Below are 24694 nucleotides of genomic sequence, written 5' to 3'. Positions count from 1 at the left end.
CCCGCCCCAGATCGGCGGCACGCCAGAGCGGCGAAGGAGAGCCATCATGGAACAGCGTATTCTCGGTCAGGACGGGCCGGCGGTCTCGGCGATGGGGCTGGGCTGCATGGGCATGTCGGACTTCTACGGCCCGGCCGACCGCGCGGAGAGCCTGGCGACGATCGCGATGGCGGTGGAGCGCGGCATCACCTTGCTCGACACCGGTGACTTCTACGGCATGGGCCACAACGAGATGCTGATCGGCGAGGCGCTGCGGACGCTGCCGCGGGACCGGCTGGCCGTCAGCGTGAAGTTCGGGGCGCTGCGCGATCCCGACAGGGGCTGGAACGGGTACGACTCGCGTCCCGCGGCGGTGAAGAACTTCGTCACCTATTCGCTGCGGCGTCTCGGGGTGGATCACATCGACATCTATCGCCCGGCGCGGCTCGACCCCCAGGTGCCGATCGAGGACACGGTGGGCGCGATCGCCGACCTGGTGCGGGCGGGGTACGTGCGGCATGTCGGGCTGTCGGAGGTGAGCGCGGCGACCATCCGGCGCGCGGCCGCGGTGCACCGGATCAGTGACCTGCAGATCGAGTATTCCCTGCTGTCCCGCAGCATCGAGGACGAAATCCTGCCGGCCTGCCGCGCACTGGGCATCGGCGTCACGGCCTACGGCGTGCTCTCGCGCGGGCTGATCAGCGGGCACTGGTCGAAGCAGCGGAAAGGGCAGGACTTCCGCAGCGTCAGCCCGCGCTTCCAGAGCGGAAACCTGGACCACAACCTCGCGCTGGTGGAGGCGCTTCGTCAGGTCGCGGAGGCGCTGGGGGCCACCGTCGCACAGGTCGCCATCGCCTGGGCGCTGTCGCGTGGGACGGATGTCGTGCCGCTGGTCGGGGCGCGGCGGCGCGACCGGCTGGAGGAGGCGCTGGGGGCGGCGGACCTGACCCTCGACGCGGCGGGGCTGGCGCGGATCGAAGCGGCCGTGCCCCGGGGCGCCGCGGCCGGGGCGCGGTACCCGGAGTCGCAGTTGGCCCACATGGACAGCGAGCGAGGGCACGGCTGACCCTTGCCCGCCCGCCGTTCTTAGGTCACGCCTATGACCTAAGAACGGCGGGAGGAACGGAATGCGGCAGGACCTGCGGACCGAGGTGCTCGTCGTCGGCGGCGGGCCGGTCGGGATGACGCTGGCGCTGGACCTGGCCTCCCGCGGCGTGGGCGTGGTGGTGGCGGAGATGCGGCGGGCCGGGGAGCCGCCGAGCCCCAAGTGCAATCACGTCTCGGCCCGGTCCATGGAGGTGTTCCGGCGCCTCGGCGTGGCGAAGGCGCTGCGGGAGACGGGACTGCCGGCGGATTACCCGAACGACATCGCCTATCGCACGACGGCGACAGGGGTGGAGATGTCGCGCATCCCCATTCCCTGCCGTCGCGACCGCTACACCGCGACCGGCGGTCCCGACACCTGGTGGCCGACGCCGGAGCCGCCGCATCGGATCAACCAGCGCTTCCTGGAGCCCGTCCTGTTCGCCCACCTCTCGGCGACGCCGGGGGTGCGCGTGCTGAACCGGGTACAGGTCGAATCCTTCGCGCAGGATGCGCGCGGCGTGCGGGCGGCGGTGGTGGACCTGGATGGGGGTGACGGGTTCACGGTGGAGGCGCAGTTCATCGTGGGCTGCGAAGGCGGCCGTTCGATGGTCCGTCACGGGATCGGCGCGCGGTTCGAGGGGACGCCGGTCATCCAGCGCGTGCAGTCCACCTTCATCCGCGCGCCGTCGCTGCTGGGGCTGATGGGCGAGCCGGCCTGGATGATCGGCGCGCTGAACCCGCGGCGGCCCGGGATGGTCGTCGCGATCGACGGCGTGCAGGACTGGCTGGTGCACAGCCACCTGCCGCCGGGGATCGAGGATTTCGACACCTTCGACCGGGACTGGGCCATCCGCGCGATCCTCGGCGTCGGGCCGGACTTCGAATACGAGGTTCTGAGCCAGGAGGACTGGGTGGGGCGGCGTCTCGTCGCGACGCGGTTCCGGGATCGGCGAGCCTTCATCTGCGGCGACGCGGCGCATCTGTGGATGCCCTATGCGGGCTACGGGATGAATGCGGGGATCGCGGATGCGGTGACGCTGTCCTGGCAATTGGCGGCCCATCTGCGGGGCTGGGCGGAAGAGGCGATCCTCGACGCCTACGAGGCGGAGCGGAAGCCGATCACGGACCAGGTCTCGCGCTTCGCGATGAACCACGCGCTGGCGATGGTGCGGCAGCGCGGCGAGGTTCCGGCGAACATCGAGGACGATACGCCGGAGGGTGCGGCGGCCCGCGAGAAACTCGGGCGCGAGGCCTACGAGTTGAACGTCACGCAGTACTGCTGCGGCGGGCTGAACTTCGGCTACTACTACGCGGACAGCCCGATCGTCTGCGAGGACGGGGCGGAGGCGCCGGCCTATTCGATGGACGGGTTCACGCCGTCCACGGTGCCGGGTTGCCGGGCGCCGCACCTGTGGCTGGCGGAGGGACGGCCGCTGCTGGACGCGCTGTCGCCCGGGTACACGCTGCTGCGGCTCGACCCCTCGCTGGACGCGGGCGGGTTCACGGACGCTGCGGCGCGGGTGGGCATGCCCTTCGCCGTGCTGGACCTGGATCGCACCGCGGCGGAGGCGGCGGGCTACGACCACGCGCTGGTGCTGGTGCGGCCCGACACGCACGTGGCGTGGCGCGGCGACGCGCCCCCGGCCGATCCGGGCGCGGTCCTGGACCGGTTGCGCGGGGCGGCGGCTCAGCGCGCCCGTGCGGCCGCCTAGGGGACCGGAAGCATGGGGGGAACGGGAATGAACGACCTCGCGCGGCGCGGCCTGCTGGCCGGCGCAACCCTGGCGGTGACCGCCCCGGCAGTCGCGCAGGAGCGCTTCCCGAGCCGGCCGATCCGCCTGATCTCGACCTTCCCGCCCGGCGGCAGCAGCGACGTGATCGGCCGCATCCTCGCGTCGCGCGTCGAGGCGCGGCTGGGACAGCCCGTCGTCATCGAGAACCGGCCCGGCGCGGGCGGCAACATCGGAATGGAAGCGGTCGCGCGAGCCGCGCCGGACGGGCACACGCTGGGTATCGGGGCGGCAGGGGCGCTGGCGGTGAACCCCAGCCTCATGCCGAACATGCCCTACGACCCGCTGCGCGACCTCGCACCGGTCACCATGCTCGCGGGGATTCCCTTCGTCCTGGCGGCGTCGCCGCGGCTGAACGTGCGGAGCATCGCCGAACTGCGGGAGGCGGCCAGGGGGCGGGCGCAGCCGATGACGGTGGCGCATGGCGGGACCGGGACGGCGATGCACCTGTCGGCCGAGTTGCTGAAGCAGGCGGCCGACCTCCCGCTGGAGCCGGTCCCCTTCCGCGGCAGCGCACCGGCGCTGACGGCGCTGCTCGGCGGCCAGACGGACCTCGCGGTGATTGACCTGACCTCCATGGCGGGGCTGCAGGGGCAGGGCAACGTCGTGCCGCTCGCCGTCACGACCTCGGCCCGGGTGAGGAGCATGTCCGGGGTGCCGACGATCGCGGAGGCGGGCGTCGCGGGCTACGAATCCGTCGGCTGGTTCGGGCTCGTCGCACCGGCGCGGACGCCGGCGCCGGTCATCGCGGCGCTGAACGCGGCCTTCACCGAGGCGCTGCGGGAGCCGGAGGTCCGCGCGCGGCTGGAGGCCATCGGAACCGTCGCCCAGCCCACGACGCCGGAGGAGTTCGCGGCCTTCATCGCTTCGGAGACGCGGAAATGGGCGGAGGTCATCCGGCGGGCGAACGTGCGGGTGGAGTAGCCGGGCCCGCGACGCGCGGCCATGCCGCCGTCAGGCCGCGGCGCGACGAGGCGTTGCGGCGCGCTTCGGCGCGGCCTTGCGCGGCGCGGCGCCCTCGGGTTGTGCCTTGCGGGGCTTCGCCGCCTTCGTCCGGGATGGCGGCGCGGCCGACTTCTCCTGCTTCAGCCGCGCGAGCAGCGCGAGGACGGCAGCTTCTTCCGGCTTCAGGCGGGGCAGGTCGTTCCGCAATTCCTGTTCGGCCATTTCCGCGATCTCCAGCGCGAGCTTGCCGCCGAGATAGCCTTCCAGGATGTCGGGGTGGACGTAGGCCTTGCGGCAGACGGTCGGCGTGTTGCCGAGGCGGGCGGCGACCTGCTCGATCGCGGCGCGGACGTTCTTCTTCGCCGCCGTCGCGCTGTTGGCGGCCTCGAACTCCCGCAGGGCCAGGGCGGCGAGGACGGTGCCGGACCAGGTGCGGAAGTCCTTGGCGGTGATGTCGCCCCCGCTGATCTCCCGCAGGTAGGCGTTGACGTCCGCGGAGCCGACGTCGTGGATCGTACCGTCGTCGTCCTTGTAGGCGAAGAGTTCCTGTCCCGGCAGGTCCTGGCATTCGCGGACGACCTTCGCGACGCGCGGGTCGGTCACGTCCACCTCCCAATCCTTGCCGCTCTTGCCCCTGAAGTGGAAGGCGACGCGGCGGCCCTCGACCTCGGCGTGCTGGTTTTCCAGCGTTGTGAGGCCGTAGGAGCCGTTGGTGTTCGCGTATTCGTCGTTGCCGACGCGGATGAGCGTGGTTTCCAGAAGGCGGACCAGGGTGGCCAGCACCTTTTCCCGCGGCAGGCCGGGGCGGCGGAGGTCATCGGCGACGCGGGCGCGGATGCGGGGCAGGACCTCCGCGAACTCGGCCATGCGATCGTACTTCGTCTGGTCGCGGACCTCGTGCCAGCGGGGGTGATAGCGGTACTGCTTGCGGCCCTTGGCGTCGCGGCCCGTGGCCTGGATGTGGCCGTTCGCGTGGGGACAGATCCAGACCTCGGTGTAGGCGGGCGGGATGGCGAGCGAGCGGATGCGGGCGAGCGTCGCCTCCTCCTTCACCTTCGATCCGTCGGGGTTGCGGTAGGCGAAGTTCTTCCCGACCGCGTGGCGCGTGATGCCCGGGCGGTCGTCGTGGACGTAGCGGAGGCCGGCGGCCTCGGCCGCCTCCTTCGGTTCGATGATCGTGCCGGCTTCGAGATCCGACGTGGTGCTGGACATGGTGGCTCCGTTCCCCTGCCAGGAACGGCGGGGCGGGAATCCCGTTGCGGGGCGATGACGGCGGTGGGTCAGGCCGCGAGCCATTCCCGGAGCAGGGCGGTCGCGGCCGCCGGCGTCTCCATCGTCGGCAGGTGGCCGGAACCGGGGATGCGTTGCAGGACGGCGCCCGGGATGACGGCGGCCATTTCCTCGGCGAGTTCGGGCGGGGTGAGGATGTCGGCCTCCCCCACCGCGACGAGCGTGGGGACGGCGATCCGGGGCAGGTCGGGGCGGGAATCCGGACGGGACAGGATGGCGGCCTGCTGGCGCAGGAAGGCGTCGCGGCCCACGCGCTCCGCCATCTCCATGACCTCCTGCGCCAAGGGGGTGCCGAGGCGGCCGGGGTGGATCAGTTGCGGCAGCAACCGCGGCGTGACCCCGCGGAACTGGCCGGAGCGCGTGAGCGACATGAGGCCGCGCCGGCGGCGCGACTGCTCCGGGGTGTCGGGGCGGGCGGAGGTGTCGAAGAGGGCGAGGCGCAGGACGCGTTCCGGGGCGCGCCGCATGACCTCCAGCGCGACGTAGCCGCCCATGGAGAGGCCGGCGAGGGCGAAGCGCTCCGGGGCCGCAGCCAGGGCGCGGTCGGCCAGGGCGCCGACGCTGTCGTCCAGGGTGAGGTCGGCGACGATGGGATCGGCGATCCCGGACAGGCCGTTCACCTGGTCCCGCCAGAGCCGTGCGTCGCAGAGGAGGCCGGGGAGGAGCAGGAGGGGGATGCGCGGCATCGGCACTTGCTACACCGGCTGCGCTGGGGTGTCGTCGGAGCAGGCGGCGGCTGGGGCCGTCGCGGGCTGGCCCGCCGCGACCGATGCGACCCGGCTGGATGCCACGAATCCTTGCAACGACGCCGTTCCGGGGGCATATCGCCGGCGGGCGGGCGCGGGATTCCCTTCGATGGTCCCCGTGGTGCCGGTGCCTCGCGCGTCGCGGACGCGCTCTTGCGCCGCTTCCGCCCGGCCCTCGCCCCCTCAAGGGCACACCGCCGGCGCATCGCCGGCCCCTCCCTCGCGACCCGGCCTGGACCGGGCAACGCGCACAGGACACGAACGACTTTGAACGAGAACGAGACGACCGCCGGCCTTCGGGACGCCGCCCATGACGCGGCCCCGGAGGGCGCTGCCGCGCCGGAGAGCGTGGCCGTGAACGAGGTCCCCGCGGGGACGGTGCATGCCGGCGCCGCCGATGGCGACCCGGTCGGTGAGGGTTCGAGCGAGGGCTTCGCCGAGCGTCCCGCTGCCTTCGAGGAGGCCGAGCCCCTCGAGGCGCTGGCCGACGAGGACGAGGCGGACGAGGACGGCGACGACCTCGAGGACGAGGATTCGGACGACGAGGACCCGGAGGAGGTCGCGGCCGAGGAAGAAGGCCTGGCCCAGGCCGAGGCGGCCCCGCCCCGCGCGACCTTCGCCGATCTCGGCCTGTCCGAGCCGATCCTGAAGGCGGTCGAGGAGTCCGGCTACCTCCACCCCACGCCGATCCAGGAGCAGGCGATCCCGATCGTGCTCATGGGCCGGGACGTGATGGGCGTGGCCCAGACCGGAACGGGCAAGACGGCGGGCTTCACCCTGCCGATGCTCGACATCCTCGCGGGCAGCCGGGCCAAGGCGCGGATGCCGCGGTCGCTGATCCTGGAGCCGACGCGGGAACTGGCGCTGCAGGTCGCCGAGAACTTCGTGAAGTACGGCAAGTACCTCAACCTCACCCACGCCCTGCTCATCGGCGGGGAGAGCATGAATGACCAGCGCGACGTGCTGGAAAAGGGCGTGGACGTCCTGATCGCGACGCCGGGCCGGCTGCTGGACCTGTTCGAGCGCGGGCGCATCCTGCTGGCCGACTGCAAGGTGCTGGTGATCGACGAAGCGGACCGCATGCTCGACATGGGGTTCATCCCCGACGTCGAGCGGATCGTGTCGATGCTGCCGAAGATGCGGCAGACGCTGTTCTTCTCCGCCACGATGGCGCCGGAGATCCGCCGCCTGGCCGATGCCTTCCTGCAGAACCCGAAGACGATCGCCGTCTCGGCCTCGGCGACGGTCGCGACGACGATCGTGGCGGGCTTGGTCTGGGTGAAGGAGTACGACAAGCGCGAGGCGCTGCGCCGGCTGATCAAGTCGCAGGAGGTCCAGAACGCCCTGATCTTCTGCAACCGCAAGGTTGACGTCGACATCCTCTACAAGTCGCTGAAGAAGCACGGCTTCTCGGTGGGCGCGCTGCACGGCGACCTGCCGCAATCCGTTCGCTTCGCGACGCTGGAGAAGTTCAAGAACAACGAGCTGCAGCTGCTGGTGTGCTCGGACGTGGCGGCGCGGGGCATCGACATCGGCGGGCTGTCGCACGTCTTCAACTTCGACGTGCCGTTCCACGCGGAGGACTACGTGCACCGCATCGGCCGCACGGGCCGCGCGGGCCGCGAGGGGCATGCCTACACGCTGGCCGCGCCCTACGACGCGAAGCTGGTTTCCGCGGTGGAGCGGCTGACCGCGCGGCCCATCCCGCCGATGCTCGTCGAGGGCCTGGAGCCGCCGACGGCCGAGGAACTGCGCGAGGGCGAGAAGGCCGTGCGCGGCCGCGGCGGGCGCGGCGGGCCGTCCCGCGACGGGCGCTCCGGCGGGCGGGATCGCGGACGCGGCGGGGACCGTGGGCGCGAGGGCGGGCGGGATGCCAGCCGTGATGCAGGCCGCGACGCCGGCCGTGATCCTGGCCGCGACGCCGGTCGCGACAGGGGCCGTGGGCGAGACGAGCGCCCCTCCCGCAGCGCCGACCGCGTGCTGGAAGAGGTCAACCGGGAGGCTGCGCGTCCGGACGAGGGTCGGGGCGAGCCGCGGCGCGGGCGGGACGACCGTCCGCGGTCCGAGCCGCGTCGCGAGGAGCGTCCGCGGTCCGACCGGCCGCAGGAGGCGCGCGGGGATGACCGGTACCGCGACCGTGCACCGCGGGACGAGCGGCCGCGGGACGATAGGCCCCGCGACGATCGGCCCCGTGAGGATCGGCCCCGCGACGATCGGCCCCGCGACGATCGGCCCCGCGACGATCGGCCCCGCGACGATCGGCCCCGCGACGATCGGCCCCGCGACGATCGGCCCCGTGACGATCGGCCTCGGGACGATCGGCCTCGGGACGATCGGGGCAGCCGCGATGACCGTGCGCGCCGGTACCGGCAGGACGATCTGGGTCCGTCGGTCGTTGGCTTCGGCGACGCGACGCCGGCTTTCATGCTGCTGCCCATTCCCCGCCCGAGGCGGAACTCGGAGTCTCAGGACGCCGAGGCGGCCTGATCGTTACGGGTCGGGCGGGCGACCCCTTCCGGGGCGCCCCGCCGGGCCCGTCGTGCGCGAAGCTAGGTGAACATCGGCGCGGCCGGGTCTAGAACGGCGCGCCCCCAGGGAGGACGCCCGCCATGAACGTCGTGACGCCCATCTCCCCCGCCGACGCCGCCACCTCGGGCGAGCCCGAGGCGCCGCTGGCGCCGCGCCCCCGCTCGACTCCCGCCTTCCAGTGGGACGACCCGCTGCTGCTCGAGGAGCAGCTGACGGAGGACGAGCGGATGATCCGCGATGCCGCCCGGGACTTCTGCCAGGAACGGCTGATGCCCGGGATCATCCAGGCGAACCGGAACGAGACCTTCGACCGCTCCATCATGAACGCCTTCGGAGAGATGGGCTTCCTCGGCGCGACGCTCGAGGGATACGGCTGCGCAGGCGTGTCCTACGTCGCCTACGGGCTGATGGCGCGCGAGGTCGAGCGGGTCGACAGCGGCTACCGCTCCGCCTTCTCCGTCCAGTCCTCCCTCGTCATGTTCCCGATCCATGCCTTCGGGTCGGAGGAGCAGCGGCAGAAGTACCTGCCGAAGCTGCGCACCGGCGAGATGGTCGGCTGCTTCGGGCTGACGGAGCCGGATGCCGGGTCCGACCCGTCATCCATGCGCACGCGGGCGAAGAAGGTGGATGGCGGCTACCTCGTCTCGGGGTCGAAGACCTGGATCACCAATTCGCCGATCGCCGACATCGCCGTGGTCTGGGCGAAGGACGACGAAGGCATCCTGCGCGGCTTCATCCTGGAGCGCGGGATGAAGGGCCTGACCTTCCCGAAGATCGAGGGCAAGTTCAGCCTGCGCGCTTCCGTCACCGGCATGATCATGATGGATGAGGTCTTCGTCCCCGAGGAGAACCGCCTCCCCGGCGTGAAGTCGCTCGCGGGGCCCTTCTCCTGCCTCAACCGCGCGCGCTACGGCATCGCCTGGGGCGCGCTCGGGGCGGCGGAGTTCTGCTGGCACGCCGCGCGCGACTACACGCTGGGCCGCAAGATGTTCGGCAAGCCGCTGGCGCAGACGCAGCTTGTCCAGAAGAAGCTGGCGGACATGCAGACGGAGATTACGCTCGGCCTGCACGCCGTGCTCCGCGTCGGGCGGCTCTTCGACGAGGGCAAGGCGGCGCCGGAGATGATCTCCCTCGTCAAGCGCAACAACTGCGGCAAGGCGCTCGACATCGCGCGCGTCAGCCGGGACATGCACGGCGGCAACGGGATCGTCGACGAGTACCACGTGATCCGGCACGTCATGAACCTCGAGACGGTGAACACCTACGAGGGCACGCATGACGTGCATGCGCTGATCCTCGGCCGAGCGCAGACCGGACTGAACGCGTTCGGGTGAAGTGGTCCTTCGGCGCGTGATCTTCGGCGCCGATGACATCGCGGGGATCGAGCGGGCGATCGCCTCGGCGGTCGCCCCCGCCTTCCTCCTCAGCGGCATCTTCGCGCTGCTGAACGTGCTGACGGGGCGGCTGGCCCGGCTGATCGACCGGGAACGGTCGATCCGGGACGGGCGTTCCGCGCAGATCGCGGGCGAACGCGCGGCGCTGTCCCGCCGGGCGCGGGCGGTGAACCGGGCGATCCTTGCCTCGGTCGTCGCGGCCTTCCTGCTGTGCAGCCTGATCGTCTGGTCCTTCGTCGGCGGGTTCCTGGGGTTGCCCGTTGCCTGGGTGCTGGCCGCGCTGCTGGTCGGGGCGATGCTCGCGCTCATCACGGCACTTCTGTCCTTCGTGTCGGAAATCCGCATCGCGTCGCGCCACCTGCCCCTACCCGACAGGCCGGGGGATGAGTGACGCGATGCGCTTGAGCGTCGCGTCGATGGGGGCGGCGGGCGACGGCATCGCCCGCGACGACTCCGGCGCGCCGGTCTTCATTCCGTTCTCGCTCCCCGGCGAAGTCGTCCGCGTCACGCCCGGCGAGCGGCGCGGCGATGGTCGTTCGGCGACGCTGGAAGCGGTCGAGGTCCCCTCGCCCGACCGCGTCGTCCCGCCCTGCCCCCATTTCGGCACCTGCGGCGCCTGCGTGGTGCAACACTGGGCGGATCCGGCCTTCGCCGCCTGGAAGGCCGCGCGCGTGGTGGAGGCGTTGGGGCGGGCGGGGTTTCCGGACGTCGCGGTTCCGCCGGCCGTCGTCTCCGCGCCGAACACGCGGCGGCGAGCGGACCTGGCTATGCGGCGGACGGGCGGTGGCATCGTCGTCGGCTTCCACGCGCGGGGGTCGCGCGAGCCCTTCGACCTGCACGCCTGCTTCGTGCTGGATCCTCGGTTGCTGGCGCTCGTCGCGCCACTGCGGGATCTGGCGCGGCGTCTGTCGGCGTTCCGGCGTGCGGGGTCGGCCGTGGTGAACCTCCTCGACACTGGTGCTGACCTTCTGCTGCGGACGGACGGCGTTCCGACGGCAGCGGATCGCGCGGTGCTCGCGGCCTTCGGCGCCGCGAACGGCATCCCTCGCATCGCCTGGGCCGCCGAGGGCGGGCGGGAAGCGCCCGAGGTGGCGGCGCAGTCGGGGCCGGTTTCCATCGCGCTGTCCGGCGTGGCGGTGGCGCCGCCGGCCGGTGCCTTCCTCCAGGCAACGCCGGAGGGGGAGGCCGCGATCGTCGCGGCGGTGCTGGACGGCCTGCCGCGCCGGATGCCGCCGCGCGCGCCGATCGTCGAGTTGCATGCCGGCCTCGGCACGCTGACCTTCGCGCTGGCCCGGCGCGGGCGCGTCGTCGCGCATGAGGGCGCGGCGGAGGCGGTCGCGGCTCTCCGGGCGGCGGGCGCGGCGCGCGTGACCGCGACCCGGCGTGACCTGGCGCGACAACCCCTGCTGCCGCCGGAGATCGCGGGCAGCGCGGCGGTGGTGCTGGACCCGCCCTACGCCGGCGCGGCGGAGCAGGTGCCGGTGCTGGCCCGCGCCGCGACGCGGGTGGTCTATGTGTCCTGCAACCCGACTGCCCTCGCGCGCGACGCGGCAGCCTTCGCGCGGGCCCCCGGCTGGCGGGTGGAGCGGGCGGTCGCAGTGGACCAGTTCCGCTGGTCGTCGAGCGTCGAGGCCGTGGTCACCTTCGCCCGAGACTGACGCCGCCGGAGGCTGATGACGCCGGAGACTGACGGCGCCCGGGACTGAAGGCGCCCGGGACTGAAGGCGCCCGGGGCTGGCGGCTTCGGCTTGAACGCCCGGCGGCGCGCGGCATATGTGCGCTGCCCCAACGAGGGGCGGGAGACGATCCATGGAACGGCGCAGCATCCTCGCGGCGGGGCTCGCGGCCCCTGCCCTCCTCGGCACGGCCCGGGCCCAGACGGCGGCCCCCGCGGCGGAGCCGACCGCCCCGGCCTTCCACCGCTTCCAGGTCGGCGCGACGCCGGTCTTCGTGCTGCGTGAGGGCAATGTCGCCCGCCCCGACATCCGTCAGGGCTCCGTCGTCAACGCCTCCCCGGAACAGGTCCAGGCCGCACTGAACGCTGCGGGGATCACCGACTACGCGGTGCCCAACCCGTTCACGCCGACGGCGGTGCAGACCCGCGACGGGCTGGTGCTGATCGACGCGGGCTTCGGCCAGGGTGCGCCGAACGGGGCGGGATCCCTCTTCGCCTCCATGCGCGCGGCAGGGCTGGATCCGGCTTCCGTACGGACCGTGGTGTTCACGCATTTCCACGGGGACCACGTCGGCGGGTTGCTGGCCGCGGACGGCTCCCCGGCCTTCCCGAACGCGACGATCAAGGTGCCCGAAGGCGAGTGGGCGTTCTGGAACAGCGACGACGAGATGAACCGCGGCCCCGCCGCGCGCCGCCCGGCCTTCGAGAACGCCCGACGCCGCTTTGCCCCCTACGCCGCGAAGGTCGAGCGTTTCCGCGCGGGTGCGGAGGTCGCGCCGGGCGTCACCTCCGTCGCGACCTTCGGGCATTCGCCAGGACATTGCTCCTTCCTCGTCAGCGACGGGAACCAGCAGGCGCTGGTCATCGGTGACGCGGTGAACAACCCCGCGCTCTTCATGGCGAACTCGGAATGGTATCCGGGCTTCGACATGGACCCGCCCACGGCCGTCGCGACGCGCAAGGCGCTGCTCGATCGCGCGGCGACGGAGCGGATGCCCGTCATCGGCTACCACTTCCCGATGCCGGCGACCGGACGCGTGGAGCGCTCGGGGACCGGCTACCGACTGGTGCCGGTGAACGCCTGACGCGGGGGGCCCGCGTCCCGGCGAGCGTCTGCGCGCCGGGAACCGCCGCGGTGATGCGGGCGTTCGTGACGCCGGATGTCCGGCGGCGCGGCGGAAGGCTTGGGGGTGAACGAGGCGCCTGGACCGTCCCCTCCTGCTCTGCGCGCGGTCGTGCCGCACGTGGACGACCTGGGCATGTGCCATGGGGCGAACCGGGCCTTCCTGGAACTGGCTGCTGCCGGGCACGTGACCTGCGGATCGGTGATGGTGCCCTGTCCCTGGTTCCGGGAGATCGCGGAGGCCGGTGCGGCGGACCCGTCGCTCGACCTCGGCGTGCATCTGACCCTGACGAGCGAGTGGCAGGGGTATCGCTGGGCGCCGGTCTCCACGGTCAGCCGGGCCTCGGGGCTCGTCGATGGAGACGGCTTCTTCTGGCGCGACGTGGCCAGCCTCGCGCGTCACGTGGTGCCGGAAGCGGCGGAAGCGGAACTCCGCGCCCAGATGGACCGCGCCCTCGCCGCGGGGCTGCGGCCGACCCACCTGGACGCGCACATGGCTGCGGCGATGCTGCCGCAACTTCTGGACGCGCATGTCCGGATCGCCGTGGACTACGGCGCCTTCCCCGTGCTGCCGCGGGCCATCCGCTTCGCCCCGGACGCGGCGCGCTACGCCGAGGCCATCGCGGCGCTGGACCGCGCGGGCCTGCCGGTGGTGGACGAAATCCGCGGGACCCTGCCGGTCGCGGAGGAGGATCTGGCCGCGCGGTGGGACGGCATGATCGCCGGGCTGCCGGCGGGCGTCACGCACCTCGCGCTGCACGCGACGGTGCCGGGAGACTTCCAGGCGATCTCGCCCCAGCACGCGGCCTGGCGCTTCGCCGAGTACCGGCATCTGGCCTCCGGCGCGGCGACGCGGGCCTTCGAAGCGGCGGGGATTCGGCGGCTCGGCATGCGGGAGTTGCAGGCGACGTGGCGGCGCGCGCTGGCGGCGCGCCGGCCCGGGTGAGGTTTGGTCGCGGCGGGCGGTGGGCGTAGCCTGCGGCCGACGCAGGAGGACCGCATGGCCGGACGCCGCCCCTTGATCGCCGCCGGGCTCGTGGCCCCCGCCCTCGTTCTTCCCGTCCTCGCGCGGGCGCAGCCGGCGCTGCCGCCCACCGTCACGCTGCTCGTCGGCGCGGCGCCGGGCGGAACGACGGACACGCTGGCGCGGGAGATCGCGGAGGCGCTGCGCGAGCGGCTGTCGCGCAACGTCGTCGTGGAGAACCGGGCCGGCGCCGGGGGCAACGTCGCGGCCATCGCCGTCGCCCGCGCCGCGCCCGACGGCGGAACGCTGCTCGTCGCCTTCACGAGCCACACGCTGAATGCCGTGCTGATGCGCAACCTGCCGTATCGTCCCGTCGAGGACTTCACGCCGGTCGCGCTGCTCGCGCGGCTGCCGGCGAGCGTGCTGGCGGTCGGGCCTTCGGTGCGGGAGCGCGACCTCGCGGCCTTCGTCGCAGCGGCGCGGTCGCGGCCGGACGGGTTCTCCTTCGGCATCGGCGGCGTGGGATCGTCCCTGCACATGCAGACCGTGCTGCTGCGGAGCGCGTTGGGGCTTACCGGGCCGGAGGTGCCGTTCCGCGGCACGGCGCCGGCGCTGCTGGACGTCGTCGCAGGCAACGTGGACGCGATGTTCGTGCCGCTCGATGTCGCGGGCCCCGTGCTGCGGGAAGGGCGCGTGCGGGCGCTGGCGGTCAGCGGGGAGCGGCGGCTGCGTGCGCTGCCCGACGTGCCGGTGCTGGGCGAGGGCGTGCCGGGGGTGCGGACCGCGGCCGCCTGGTTCGGGGTGCTCGGCCCCGCGGGGATGAATCCCGCGACGACGGCGGCGCTGAACGAGGCGATCGTCGCGGCCATCCGGGGGCCCCGGATCGTCGAGCGCATCGAGAACGCGGGGGGCGAGGTGCAGGCGCTGTCGCCGGCAGCCTTCGGCACCTTCCTCGGGGGAGACCTGGCGCTCTGGCAGGAGACGGCGCGGATCGGGAACATCCGGCCCGAGTGAGGCGCGGCGTCAGTGACCCGCCGTTTCAGTGAGCCGCCGTGTCAGGCCGGATCGTCGAGGCGCGCGAGGCCGTCGCCGAGGCGGATGCGTCCGCCCCCGACGACGCGGGCGGTGATGCCGCCATGGCGCCGCACCGCGTTGTAGCCGCCGCGGCCCAACTCCTCCTCCATGCGGGAACACGGGTGGCACTCGCCGGACCATTCGAGGGCGGCCTCGCCGATGCGGAAGCGGCGGTCCTTCAGGGCGAGGAGGTTGATCCCGCGCACGACGATGTTGCGGCGCAGGCACCCGGCCTCGACGGGCGCGCGGCCGAGGAAGGAGCCGATCGCGGCCAGGTGCTCCTCCGCGATCAGGGTGACCTGGCGGGCGCCGTCGGCCCGCGCGTAGCGGTCGCCGCGCAGTCCGCGCCCGGGTTCGGCGACGGCTTCCGTGACCGGGAGGACCAGGGCGCGACGGGCGGGGCGGAGGCCGATCCAGACCACCGTGCCCTCCCCCATCGGCCCGCCGAGCAGCCGCCCGAGGAGGGAGTCGGGCGGGGGACCGCGGCGGGCGCCGAAGAGGTCAGGCTGCATCGGGGTGCAGCACCTCCTCCGCCGCGAGGATCGCGGTCAGGAAGACGTAGGCGCGGGAGGCGCGGTAGCGGGCATCGGTCTCGACGAGGGCCATGAAGGCACGATGCCCCGTCATGGTGCGGCCGACGAGGCATCCTGCGCCGGCCTCGCCCACCGCTTCGGCCGGCGCGTCCTCCCCGCCGTGCTGATGCATGTCGAAGCGGCCACGTGCCGGTGGGTCGCCGTCGCGCCGGAAGTTCCGGTCGGCGTCGCGGGTGACGGGGATGTCCTCTACCTGGACCAGGGCCTGATGCTCGCCGGGGCGGCCGGCGGCGTTCATGCCGACGACCCAGGCCTTGTGCTGGCCGGGGACGATGCGGAGGGCGCCACGGGCATCGATCGGCTCCTCCACGAAGCGGCGGCCCGGCGCCGTGGTGGCCTGCCAGGCGCCGCGGAGGATGGGGCGGCCATCCTCGATGGCGATGAGCAGTCGTGCATCGGAGAAGGCGTCGGGGCGCGGGTCCTGCGGCGTGCCGTCGGGCGACATGCCCTCGACGTAGGCGATGGTGAGGCAATCGGGGTGGCGGGCGACGAAATCGCCGCGGCGGAGCATGGCGCGGACGACCAGGCCCGGCAGGTCGTCGCCGGCGGCGAGCGGGAGGAGGCCGCCGGTATCGGCAAGAAGCAGGGTCTCGGCGGTGCGGCGGGTGATACCGGCGTTCAGGTCCTCCCCGAGCCGCGCGGCGTAGCGGGCCAGGGCCCAGCCGCCGACCGGTCCGAGGAAGCCGTCGGCGCCTGGGTCGAGCAGGCCGGCGAAGGTGAGTCGTTCCTGGACGTCACGGACGAGGGTTCGATCCTGGACGAGGAGCGGCAGCGGGATCGAGTCGTCGTGTCGGCCCGTCGCGACGTCGGCCAACCTCATTCACACCTCCCGAACGGCCGGGGCAGAACGGTCTCGCGGTCGCAGGGTTTGGCACCTGCGGGCGTCCCACGGGGGCGCCTCGTTCCGCGGGCGGGATGTCAATTCGCTTGCAGTCACGACTCTGCGACCTGTAATCCCGTAATCGCGCGCCGGTGAGCGCGGGGGGGGGAGGTCGGGTCGGTATGAACCTTGACGTCGCGTGGGATCGCCACCCGAATCGCCTGCCGCCCGGGCAGGCCATGACCTTCATCGTTGTCACGAGCGCGGCGCTCTGGGCGGCCCTGGCGAACGTGCTGCTCTGACAAGACCGGCGCCGAGCCCGGGTACCTCCATGCGGTGCTGGCAGGCCGACCCGACCGCAGCGTGCCGCCCGCCGCGGGCATCATCGGGACGCCGCGCCGGGGAGCCCTGCTCATGACCACCGTGCCGCTTTGGACCGATGCCGAGGTCGAGCGCGATCCGCGCGTCCGGGCCGTCTTCGACGACATCCGTGCGACGCGCGGATCGCCCTTCGTGAACAACTTCTGGCGTGGCCTGGCCAACCAGCCCGCCCTGCTCGAACGCAGCTGGGCCGCGCTGAAGGAGGTCATGTCGGCCCGGGAGGGCGGGCTCGATCCGCTGACGAAGGAGCTCGTCTACGTCGCCGTGTCCATCGCCAACGGGTGCAGCTACTGCATCCACTCCCATACGGCGGCGGCCCGCGCGAAGGGCATGACGGCGGGGCAGCACGCGGACCTCCTGGCCGTGGTCGCCATGGCGTCGCAGACGAACGCGCTCGCCAACGCCCTGCAGATCCCCGTGGATCCGGGGTTCCTCGTGGGTGGGGAGCGGGCGGGGTAGGCGGAACCCGCCGGCCGGCCGCATCAGGCCATGGGAGGCGCATCCCGGCCTGCCCAATCCGACCGTCCTCCACGGGGACCTCATTGCCCGGGCCGAACTCCGGGTGCCCGATCCCGGGCGAGAACGACCGGCGGCGGCGGTGGCTATCGCGGCAGCAGCGGCGTGACGCGCTGGACGAGGCTGGCCATCGCCGCTTCCGGCGTCTTCATGCCGAGCACGGCGGCCTCCGCCTCCTCCTTGAACAGGTCGGCCGCGCGCGCCGCCTCGTCGAAGGCGGGCAGCGGCACGCGCGCGACCTGCAGCACGCGCCGCTCCTCCTCCGCGTAGGGGATGCTCGCCTTGAAGGAGGGGTCGTCGTAGGTGCTGGGACGCACCGGGCCGTTGCCGCCGCGCGCCATCGTCAGCGTCGCGTCCTTCGACGACAGAGCCTTGATGAAAGCCCAGGACAGGTCCTTCCGTCGCGCATTGCGCGGGATCGCCATGCCCCAGAACTCGACCTTCGCGGGCGCCACGGGATAACGGTCCTGGATGGTGCGGGAGGCGGGGACTGCAACCGTCTGGAACCGGTCGGGGAATCGCGAGCGCTGGGGGTCGTTGTAGATCCGGTTGCGACTCATCGAATTCAGCGCGATGGCCGCGCGGCCCTGCTGCATCCAGGTGTTCACGTCTTCCGTCGAGATCGCGGTGAAGTTGCGCGGGAAGGCGCCGGCCTGGAACAGGTCGCGCAGCAGGCGGATGGCGTTCAGCATCCCCGGCTGGTCCGCGACGCAGCGGTAATCCGGCGTGATGAAGTCACCGTCCCAGGCGCGGGCGATGTCGATGACGTTGGGATAGGTGACCCCTGGGATCACCAGCCCGACGACCGGCGTGTTCTCCCGCCGATAGGTGCAGCGCTTCGCGACCTCGACGAGGTCTTCCATGGTTCGCGGTGGCTGCACGCCCCGTTCCTCCAGGATCGCGGCGTTGTAGTGCATGCCCGAGGACGCGTGCCGCACGGGCATCGCCACCTGCGCACCAGCCACCTTCAGCCCGCTGACGAGGCCGGGGAAGAGGTCGTCCGGCGCCTCGATCGGGTCCCGCGCCATGTAGGGGTCCAGCGGCTCGAACAGGTTCGCGGCGCGGGGCGTCATCTGCGTGTTCAGGATGAAGGCCACGTCCACGCTCGTCGCATCGAGCGACGCCTCGCGTTGCAGACGGTCCCAGAGCGGGCCCGTGTCGAAGGTCGTCCAGGTCACCCCCGCGCCGGTCGCGCGCACGAAGCCGGCCGTCGCGTCGCCGCCGGCGCCCGTCGCCACGGTCTGGTGCACCCGGTGCGACAGGACGGAGAGCGGCGCATCCTGTGCAAGCACCCCGCGCGGCGCGGCCAGGACTGCCGCACCGAGCCCGATGGCGCCGCGGCGGGTGATCGCGGTCATGGTTCTTCCTCCCGTTGGGGCGGCGTCGCGCCGCCGAAGATCTCGGTGATGGCGGTCTCCGCCGCCTCGAAATGCGCGAGCATCGCGCGCTCGGCCCGCGCGGGATCGCGTGCGACGATGGCGTCCAGGACCGCGACGTGCCGCGCGAGCGTCGCGCGCCAGTCCGGCTCCGTCCGCGTGCCCCGGTCGTTGAAGCGTCGCAGCAGTTCCTGCACGACGGGACGCAGTCCCTGCACCTGAAGGTGGACCAGCGCGTTGCCGGTCATGCGCCCCAGGTGGTCGTGGAAGTCGAGGTCGGCGGGAATCCAGCGGGGCACGTCGCCCATCGCCGCCTCCATGCGCGCGAGGATGGCGCGCATTCCCGCGATCCCCTCCCCGTCCGCGCGTTCGGCAGCGAGGCGCGCGACGCCAGGTTCCACCACGCGCCGCAGTTCAACCGCCTGCGCCAGGCCCGCCCGCGAGCCCGCCGCCGCGAACTGCCAGTAGCGCGCGAGCGGCCCGACATCCGCCGTCGCCGCGACGCGCGTGGACTTGCCTTGCCCGACCTGCAAGGCGCCGAGCGCAGCCAGTTGCCGCACCGCCTCCCGCACGACCTGCTTGGAAACGCCGAAACGCTCCGCCAGCCGTGACTCCGCCGGCAACGGGTCACCGGGCCGCAACCGCCCTTCCAGGATGGCGCGGGACAGCGCCGTGACGACCCCGTCCGCCAGGCGGATGGGGACCACCGCATCGTCCGGGAACAGCACGACGTCGGACATGGTGGGACCCTAGGCGGCACGGACCCACCTTGCAACTCAGCAACTCCTCCGATAGGTTTCCTGACAAGGGGGACCGCGATGTCCGACGCGCTGCGTATCCGGGAGGTCCGCGCCCACCCCCTTCGCGCGAGCCTCCCCACCGCCCAGCGCACGAGCCAGGGCGACTGGCCCGCGATCGAGATCGTCATCGTCGAGATCAGGACGGAATCCGGCCTGACCGGGATCGGGGAATGCCTCGGCCGGCGCGGAGCGGTCGGCTACGCGCGCTTCATCAACGCCGCCCTCGCCCCCGTCCTGGTCGGCCGGTCGGCGGGTGACCGCCGCGCCCTGTGGCGCGCCATGCGGGGCGTGCTTACGGGACGCACTGGCGGGATGCTGATCGAATGCGTCGCCGGCGTGGACATCGCTCTCTGGGACCTTGCGGGCCAGGCGGCGGGCGAACCGATCTGGCGCCTCCTCGGCGGCATGGGGCGTATGTCGGTGGATGCCTACGCGTCCTCCATCAACTGGTCCGATGACGCGCGGGTGGAGGCGGAGGTCGCGTCGGCGGTCGCGAAAGGCTTCCGCCAGATCAAGGTGAAACTGGGCACCCCGGTGCGCGACGCCGTCGCCCGCGTGCGGCAGGTCCGGCGCCTCGTCGGCGACGACCTCCGCCTCGGCGTGGACGCCAACTGGGCCTACGACGCGGACGAGGCGCTGACCGTCGGCCGCGCCCTCTGCGATACCGGCTACGACTTCTTCGAGGAACCGGTCCCGCCCGGCGACCACGCGGGCTACCGCCGCCTGTCGCAGCACCTGCCGATCCGCCTCGCCGCGGGCGAATCCGATTTCACCGCAGGCGATTCAGCCGCGCTCGTCCGCGACCACGTCCTCGGCATGATCCAGCCGGACGTCGCGCGATCCGGCGGCATCACGGAGACCTGGCGCATCGCCGAACACGCGGCGTTGCACGGCGTCGCCTATGCCCCGCATGTCGGCTGGTCCGGCGGCGTCTGCTCCGCCGCCTCGCTCCACCTCGCCGCCGCGGCGGAATCCTTCCGCACCTTCGAATGCATGGTCTTCGACAACCCGCTGCGCCAGGCGCTGACGACGCCCGTCGCCGGCGATGTCGGCGGGCTCGATGCCACCACCGGCCGCCTCGCGGTTCCCGCCGCCCCCGGGCTCGGCGTCGTCCTGCACCCCGAAGCACTGTCGCGCTTCGCCATCACGGAGGACTGATCGAGTGGACGCCGATACCTTGCGCCGCGCCGCGCAAATGGCCGATCCCCGGCTCTCCCGCTACGAACCGATGCCGCGGATCATCTGCCTCGACGACTTCGACCGCGGCTTCTGCGGCTACACGCAGCTCGTCGGCAACTACGAGCATACGCTGGATTCGATGCACCCCGAATACGCGCAGCATTCGGCGCACATGCTCTCGACGGCCATCGGGCACGATTGCGGGTCGCACAACGCGATCGACGGAACCTATTCCCTCAAGATCGCCAGCCGGGCAAAGCGCGGCGCGCGCAACGTCACGATCAAGCGCCTGACCTTCCGCAAGCGCGGTCCCATCCGGCTGGAATTCTACGTCACCTTCAAGCCCGAGGCCTCGGACCTGCGCCTGTCCGAAACCGATGTCCGCTCCTTCGGCTTCGGCTACGACCTCCAGGGCGGCGATGCCGACGGCGCGGAGAACGGGCGCGACGACCGCGTCATGCCCCACTGGCGCTTCCTCAACGCGCTGGACGGCGAGCACGTCCAGAAGTGGCAGTACAAGGCGGAGACGACGCCCTTCAAGGCCATTGGCAACGAGGGCAAGACCGTCACCCACGTCCACCTCGCCCATGAAGGGTGGCTGGACCTGCCGGGCGGTCACCAGAAGCTCTGCTACAACGAGATCCCGACGAAGGTGAATTGGCACTACGTCCGCTTCGACTACGACCTCGACGCGATGAAGGCGCTGCACTTCCAGTGCAACGATCGGATCTTCGACGTGTCGGCCTACAAGTCCATCCGCATCCCCGCCATGCGGAACCTATGGTGCATGCTGAACCTGTTCTTCTTCGTCGAGACCGACGTGGACAAGCGCGCCATGGCCTACCTCGACGGCGTCTGCCTGTCCGGGGAGTTCTGACATGCTGCGGGAAAGCCAGAACCTGGTCGTCGCGCGGAACGAGCCCTGGAGCGGCGAAGTCGCGTCCGAGCCCTACGAAGTGGGTTGGGCCAGCGAGGCCATCCTGTGGTTCCGCACCCTGGGCGTCGAAGGCGATGCCGCCGGCGCCACCCTCCGCGTCCAGCTCTCCCCCGACGGCCTGCGCTGGTCGGACGAAGGTACGACGCTCCCGGTCCCGCGCGAGGGCGAACAGGTCTATGCCCGCCTCCGCCACTTCGGCGCCTGGCTTCGCGTCACCGCGACGCTGCCGCCCGGCGTCACCGTGAAGCCGCTGCTGACCTTCAGCCTGAAGGCCTGAGGAACGCGGTGCGCGAGAGCCTCCTCACCCGCCTCGCGCTGCTGGCTCCGGCGCAGGGCCTGATCCTCGCGATCATCGTCCTGCCGGCCACCTACCTGGTGTGGCTGTCCTTCCAGGCCTCCTCCTTCGGCACCGGCGCGCGCTTCGTGGGGCTGGACAACTACCTGCGCATCGCCGGCGACCCGTACTTCTGGCGCGCCCTCCTCAACACCGCGATCGTCGTGCTGATCGTCGTCCACGGCGAACTGCTGCTCGGCCTTGGCATGGCGCTCCTCTTCGCCGCCGGCCTGCCCTTCCGGCGCCTGCTCGTCGCCGCCGTCCTCGCCCCCTACGCGGTGTCGGAAGTCGCGGCCGTCGTGATGTGGCGCTTTCTCTTCGACCCCGACGTGGGCCATGTCGCCTACGTGCTGAACGCGCTGGGCTTGCCCTCCCTCGAATACGCGGTCTCGCCCGCCAGCGGCCTCATCCTCGTCTCCCTGCTCTCGGTGTGGCTGCACCTGCCCTTCACCTTCACCATTCTCTACGCCGCCCGCCTCGCCCTGCCCGGGGAGGTCTACGAGGCCGCGCGCATCGACGGCGCCAGCGCTTGGCAGACCTTCCGCCGCGTCACGCTGCCGCTGATGGTTCCGGCGATGCTGCTGGCCATGCTGTTCCGCCTCATCTTCGCCTTCCGGTTGTTCAGTGAGGTCTGGCTGCTGACCGGCGGCGGCCCCGCGCGGCAGACGGAGGTCGTGGCCGTGTACCTCTACCTCGAAGCCTTCCGGTACAACGCTTTCGGCGGCGCCGCGGCGACCGGCTGGCTCATGGTCGTCACGTCGCTGCTGCTCGCGGCTCCGTACCTGTGGCGCCTCGCCCGCGCGCAGCGGGAGGATCGCTGACATGCGCGGCAGCCCCCTCCGCCGCGCCCTGATCGCCCTCGGCAAGGCCGTCGCCGTCGTCCTGATCCTCGCCTGGTCGCTCGGCCCCATCCTCTTGATCGTCACCTCCGCCCTGAAGCCGGAGCGCGAGATCTTCGCCGTCCCGCCCACCCTCGTCTTCACGCCGACGCTGGAGCATTTCACCGCGCTCTGGGCCCGCTGGCCCGACTTCTTCCGCGCCCTCGGCAACTCCGCGATCGTCACGGCCCTCGCGACGATCCTCGGCGTCTTCGCCTCGCTCCTCGCGGGCTACTGCTATTCCCGCTTTCCCTCGCGCTGGGTGAACGCCTCGGGCTTCCTGCTGATCGTCGTTCGCCTGATCCCGCCGATCGTGCTCACCCTGCCACTCTTCCCCGCCGTCAACGCACTGGGGTTCCAGGACACGCACCTCTTCCTCGCGGTTCTCTACGCGACCTTCTTCGTCTCCCTCGGCGCCTACGTCATGCGCGGCTTCATGGACCAGATCCCGAAGGAGATGGACGAGGCCGCGGCGGTGGATGGCGCCTCCCGCTGGCGCACCCTCTTCCAGGTCGTCGTGCCCCTCGCGGCGCAGGGCATGATGGCGGTCGCCGTCTTCATCGCCGTCTTCGCCTGGAATGAGTTCCTCTTCGCCTTCGTCTTCACCTCGACCCGCGCCAAGACTGCGCCGCTCGTCCTGGCGGAGGTCATCGGCAACTTCGACGGCGTCGAGTGGGGGGTCCTCTTCGCCGCGGCGACGGTGCAGTTGCTGCCCGTGCTCGCCTTCGTCTGGCTGACCCAGAAGTACCTCGTCGCCGGCCTGACCGCCGGCGCGACAAAGGGATGAACGGAGAAACGCCATGTCCATCACACGCCGCACCGCGCTCGTCACCGGCGCCGCACTGCTCGCCGCACCGTCCGTGCACGCGCAGGCTCGAAGACTCGATATCCTCTCCCACCGCGTCCACCAGAACGTTCTGACGACCGGCGCGGCCGGCGACCTGACGGGCGAGTGGCGCCGCGCCAATAACGCGGAGATCGCCTGGACCACGGCCGATATCGGCCCCCTCCAGGACCGCCTGCTGCGGGAAGCGTCGCTCCCGCAGACCGATTTCGGCGTCGGCTACCTCCTCAACTCCCGCGCCACCCAGGCCACCGCGAACCTGCTGGAGCCGCTCGACCCGCTCCTCTCGGCCGAGCCCATCGCGAACTACGACGACATCGCCCCCGGCCTGCGGGAGGCCATGCGCTTCGGCGGCAGCACCGCCGCCGTCCCCGTCCGCCACGCCACCAACGGCCTGTTCTACAACGCCGCGATGCTGGAGGAGCGCGGCGTCCAGCCCCCGCGCACGCTGGAGGAGTTCGTGGAGGCCGCGAAGCGCCTGACCTACCGCCCGGCATCTAGCGCGCCCGTGGTCGGCCTGGTGATGACGGCCTCCCTTGCCGCCTATCCCGTCATCTTCGCCCGGGCCTTCGGCGCCGACTTCATCACGCCGGACATGAAGGTCATCCCCGACCCCGCCGCCATGATCCGCGCCGTCGCGGTCATCCGCGACCTCTTCGAAGCCGGTGCCCTGCCCCGCACCTACGCGACCACGACCAACGAGGACCAGGTGACCTGGCTCCAACAGGGCCGCGCCGCCTTCGCCATCCTGCCCTTCGCCCGCCACGCGCAATTGAACCGGCCCGACGGCTCGCGCTTCCCCGGCAAGCTCCAGGTGATGGAGTTCCCCGTCTCGGCTTCCGCCCCCGCCGGCACCCGGATGGCCGCGACGGTCGAGTTCTGGTCAATGGCCATTCCGAAGACGGCGCGCGACAAGGGCCTCGCCTGGTCCTTCATTCGCGCCATGTCCTCGCCGGAGGTCACGCTGGGATCGGCGCGCAACGGCAACGGCCCGATCCGCCTCTCCACCTACGCCGACCCTGCCTTCGCCGCGGAGAATGCGGTGGCCGCGCTCGAGGCCGGTGCCCTCTCCCGCGCCCGCCCCCCCTTCCCCGCCTTCCCCGAAGCTTCCCGCGCCGAAGCCATCTTTGTCGAGGAGGTCCAGTCCGCCGTGCTTGGCCGCAAGGCGCCGGACGCCGCGGTGGCCGACACGATCGCCCGCGTCCGCCCGCTGATGCCCGCGACGACGTGATGCCGACCGTCGGCTGAACGGCGCCGCGCGCCCGTGGCGCGCGGCCTGGCCGCATGTCGGCGGCGTGGCCGCAACGGCGCGCCGTCATGCGCCGGCCGTCTTCCGCAGGATCGGCAGGACGGCGATGCGACGACGGACGGCGCGTCGGCATGCTCCGGGCGGAATGCACGAGGCGCCGTCGCTGGCCGAGGCGGTCGTGACGGCCCGGCG

23 protein-coding genes are annotated in these 24694 nt (G+C 72.3%); 17 read left to right on the top strand and 6 right to left on the bottom strand.

Annotated features, from left to right (window positions below):
• The first annotated feature begins 46 nt into the window (after nucleotides 1-46).
• The 3 genes from ACE7GA_RS17065 (at nucleotide 47) to ACE7GA_RS17055 (ending at nucleotide 3779) form a co-directional block, all read left to right on the top strand.
• The gene (locus ACE7GA_RS17065) at nucleotides 47-1045 is read left to right on the top strand and encodes an aldo/keto reductase (RefSeq protein ID WP_376088944.1); all 999 of its coding nucleotides are present in this window, start codon (nucleotides 47-49) and stop codon (nucleotides 1043-1045) included.
• Nucleotides 1046-1106: 61 nt separating this feature from the next.
• Nucleotides 1107-2777 carry an FAD-dependent oxidoreductase gene (locus ACE7GA_RS17060; RefSeq protein ID WP_376088941.1) on the top strand — a complete coding sequence of 557 codons (1671 nt, stop codon included), beginning with the start codon at nucleotides 1107-1109 and terminating at the stop codon, nucleotides 2775-2777.
• Nucleotides 2778-2804: 27 nt separating this feature from the next.
• Nucleotides 2805-3779, top strand: coding sequence for a Bug family tripartite tricarboxylate transporter substrate binding protein (locus tag ACE7GA_RS17055; RefSeq protein WP_376088938.1), 975 nt, complete (start codon nucleotides 2805-2807; stop codon nucleotides 3777-3779).
• Between the two features lie 30 nt (nucleotides 3780-3809).
• Here the strand turns inward: ACE7GA_RS17055 and ACE7GA_RS17050 are convergent, their stop codons facing one another.
• Together ACE7GA_RS17050 and ACE7GA_RS17045 are read right to left on the bottom strand one after the other, a co-directional pair.
• Nucleotides 3810-5012 carry a DNA topoisomerase IB gene (locus tag ACE7GA_RS17050; protein WP_376088935.1) on the bottom strand — a complete coding sequence of 401 codons (1203 nt, stop codon included), beginning with the start codon at nucleotides 5010-5012 and terminating at the stop codon, nucleotides 3810-3812.
• A gap of 68 nt (nucleotides 5013-5080) precedes the next feature.
• Nucleotides 5081-5776 carry an alpha/beta fold hydrolase gene (locus ACE7GA_RS17045; RefSeq protein ID WP_376088932.1) on the bottom strand — a complete coding sequence of 232 codons (696 nt, stop codon included), beginning with the start codon at nucleotides 5774-5776 and terminating at the stop codon, nucleotides 5081-5083.
• A 639-nt stretch (nucleotides 5777-6415) separates the two neighbouring features.
• On the opposite strand from ACE7GA_RS17045, the gene ACE7GA_RS17040 reads away from it, so the two are divergent.
• From ACE7GA_RS17040 to ACE7GA_RS17010, 7 genes are all read left to right on the top strand, one after another.
• Nucleotides 6416-8323, top strand: coding sequence for a DEAD/DEAH box helicase (locus tag ACE7GA_RS17040; protein WP_376100329.1), 1908 nt, complete (start codon nucleotides 6416-6418; stop codon nucleotides 8321-8323).
• Between the two features lie 122 nt (nucleotides 8324-8445).
• Entirely contained in the window at nucleotides 8446-9699 is a 1254-nt protein-coding gene (locus ACE7GA_RS17035; RefSeq protein ID WP_376088929.1) for an acyl-CoA dehydrogenase, read from the top strand.
• A gap of 16 nt (nucleotides 9700-9715) precedes the next feature.
• Nucleotides 9716-10150 (top strand): DUF2721 domain-containing protein, encoded by a 435-nt coding sequence (locus ACE7GA_RS17030; protein ID WP_376088926.1) that lies wholly within the window; start codon nucleotides 9716-9718, stop codon nucleotides 10148-10150.
• A gap of 4 nt (nucleotides 10151-10154) precedes the next feature.
• The gene (locus ACE7GA_RS17025) at nucleotides 10155-11417 is read left to right on the top strand and encodes a class I SAM-dependent RNA methyltransferase (protein WP_376088923.1); all 1263 of its coding nucleotides are present in this window, start codon (nucleotides 10155-10157) and stop codon (nucleotides 11415-11417) included.
• A gap of 151 nt (nucleotides 11418-11568) precedes the next feature.
• A complete protein-coding gene (locus tag ACE7GA_RS17020; RefSeq protein ID WP_376088920.1) occupies nucleotides 11569-12519 on the top strand; it encodes an MBL fold metallo-hydrolase in 951 nt (316 codons plus the stop codon).
• A 105-nt stretch (nucleotides 12520-12624) separates the two neighbouring features.
• A complete protein-coding gene (locus ACE7GA_RS17015; protein WP_376088917.1) occupies nucleotides 12625-13503 on the top strand; it encodes a polysaccharide deacetylase family protein in 879 nt (292 codons plus the stop codon).
• A 54-nt stretch (nucleotides 13504-13557) separates the two neighbouring features.
• The gene (locus tag ACE7GA_RS17010) at nucleotides 13558-14535 is read left to right on the top strand and encodes a Bug family tripartite tricarboxylate transporter substrate binding protein (RefSeq protein WP_376088914.1); all 978 of its coding nucleotides are present in this window, start codon (nucleotides 13558-13560) and stop codon (nucleotides 14533-14535) included.
• Between the two features lie 41 nt (nucleotides 14536-14576).
• On the opposite strand, the gene ACE7GA_RS17005 is transcribed toward ACE7GA_RS17010, so the two are convergent.
• Both ACE7GA_RS17005 and ACE7GA_RS17000 read right to left on the bottom strand, forming a co-directional pair.
• Nucleotides 14577-15107 carry an MOSC domain-containing protein gene (locus ACE7GA_RS17005; RefSeq protein WP_376088911.1) on the bottom strand — a complete coding sequence of 177 codons (531 nt, stop codon included), beginning with the start codon at nucleotides 15105-15107 and terminating at the stop codon, nucleotides 14577-14579.
• A complete protein-coding gene (locus tag ACE7GA_RS17000) occupies nucleotides 15097-16008 on the bottom strand; it encodes a hypothetical protein (protein ID WP_376088908.1) in 912 nt (303 codons plus the stop codon). Before ACE7GA_RS17000 ends, ACE7GA_RS17005 begins: the two co-directional genes overlap by 11 nt.
• 336 nt (nucleotides 16009-16344) lie before the next feature.
• Here ACE7GA_RS17000 and ACE7GA_RS16995 point away from each other — a divergent pair, with 336 nt between their 5' ends.
• Nucleotides 16345-16848, top strand: coding sequence for a carboxymuconolactone decarboxylase family protein (locus ACE7GA_RS16995; RefSeq protein ID WP_376088905.1), 504 nt, complete (start codon nucleotides 16345-16347; stop codon nucleotides 16846-16848).
• Between the two features lie 143 nt (nucleotides 16849-16991).
• Here the strand turns inward: ACE7GA_RS16995 and ACE7GA_RS16990 are convergent, their stop codons facing one another.
• Nucleotides 16992-18263 carry an ABC transporter substrate-binding protein gene (locus ACE7GA_RS16990; protein WP_376088902.1) on the bottom strand — a complete coding sequence of 424 codons (1272 nt, stop codon included), beginning with the start codon at nucleotides 18261-18263 and terminating at the stop codon, nucleotides 16992-16994.
• Nucleotides 18260-19021 carry a FadR/GntR family transcriptional regulator gene (locus ACE7GA_RS16985; protein WP_376088899.1) on the bottom strand — a complete coding sequence of 254 codons (762 nt, stop codon included), beginning with the start codon at nucleotides 19019-19021 and terminating at the stop codon, nucleotides 18260-18262. Before ACE7GA_RS16985 ends, ACE7GA_RS16990 begins: the two co-directional genes overlap by 4 nt.
• 78 nt (nucleotides 19022-19099) lie before the next feature.
• On the opposite strand from ACE7GA_RS16985, the gene ACE7GA_RS16980 reads away from it, so the two are divergent.
• The 6 genes from ACE7GA_RS16980 to ACE7GA_RS16955 are packed head-to-tail and all read left to right on the top strand — an operon-like array spanning nucleotide 19100 to nucleotide 24484.
• A complete protein-coding gene (locus ACE7GA_RS16980) occupies nucleotides 19100-20239 on the top strand; it encodes a mandelate racemase/muconate lactonizing enzyme family protein (RefSeq protein WP_376088896.1) in 1140 nt (379 codons plus the stop codon).
• A 4-nt stretch (nucleotides 20240-20243) separates the two neighbouring features.
• On the top strand, nucleotides 20244-21137 hold the full coding sequence (locus ACE7GA_RS16975; RefSeq protein ID WP_376088893.1) for a DUF6772 family protein: 894 nt from the start codon (nucleotides 20244-20246) through the stop codon (nucleotides 21135-21137).
• Between the two features lies 1 nt (nucleotide 21138).
• Nucleotides 21139-21474: a hypothetical protein gene (locus ACE7GA_RS16970; RefSeq protein WP_376088890.1), complete on the top strand. Its 336-nt coding sequence runs from the start codon at nucleotides 21139-21141 to the stop codon at nucleotides 21472-21474.
• A gap of 8 nt (nucleotides 21475-21482) precedes the next feature.
• Nucleotides 21483-22352 (top strand): carbohydrate ABC transporter permease, encoded by an 870-nt coding sequence (locus ACE7GA_RS16965; RefSeq protein WP_376088887.1) that lies wholly within the window; start codon nucleotides 21483-21485, stop codon nucleotides 22350-22352.
• A gap of 1 nt (nucleotide 22353) precedes the next feature.
• Nucleotides 22354-23196 (top strand): carbohydrate ABC transporter permease, encoded by an 843-nt coding sequence (locus ACE7GA_RS16960; RefSeq protein WP_376088884.1) that lies wholly within the window; start codon nucleotides 22354-22356, stop codon nucleotides 23194-23196.
• Nucleotides 23197-23209: 13 nt separating this feature from the next.
• Nucleotides 23210-24484, top strand: a complete 1275-nt coding sequence (locus ACE7GA_RS16955) for an ABC transporter substrate-binding protein (RefSeq protein ID WP_376088881.1) — start codon at nucleotides 23210-23212, stop codon at nucleotides 24482-24484.
• Nucleotides 24485-24694 lie beyond the last annotated feature (210 nt).

It is taken from the genome of Roseomonas sp. CCTCC AB2023176 (assembly GCF_042259275.1).
Taxonomy (GTDB): domain Bacteria; phylum Pseudomonadota; class Alphaproteobacteria; order Acetobacterales; family Acetobacteraceae; genus Roseomonas.
Note: the sequence above shows the minus strand (reverse complement) of the source record. Positions and strands in the feature narration are given on the sequence as shown.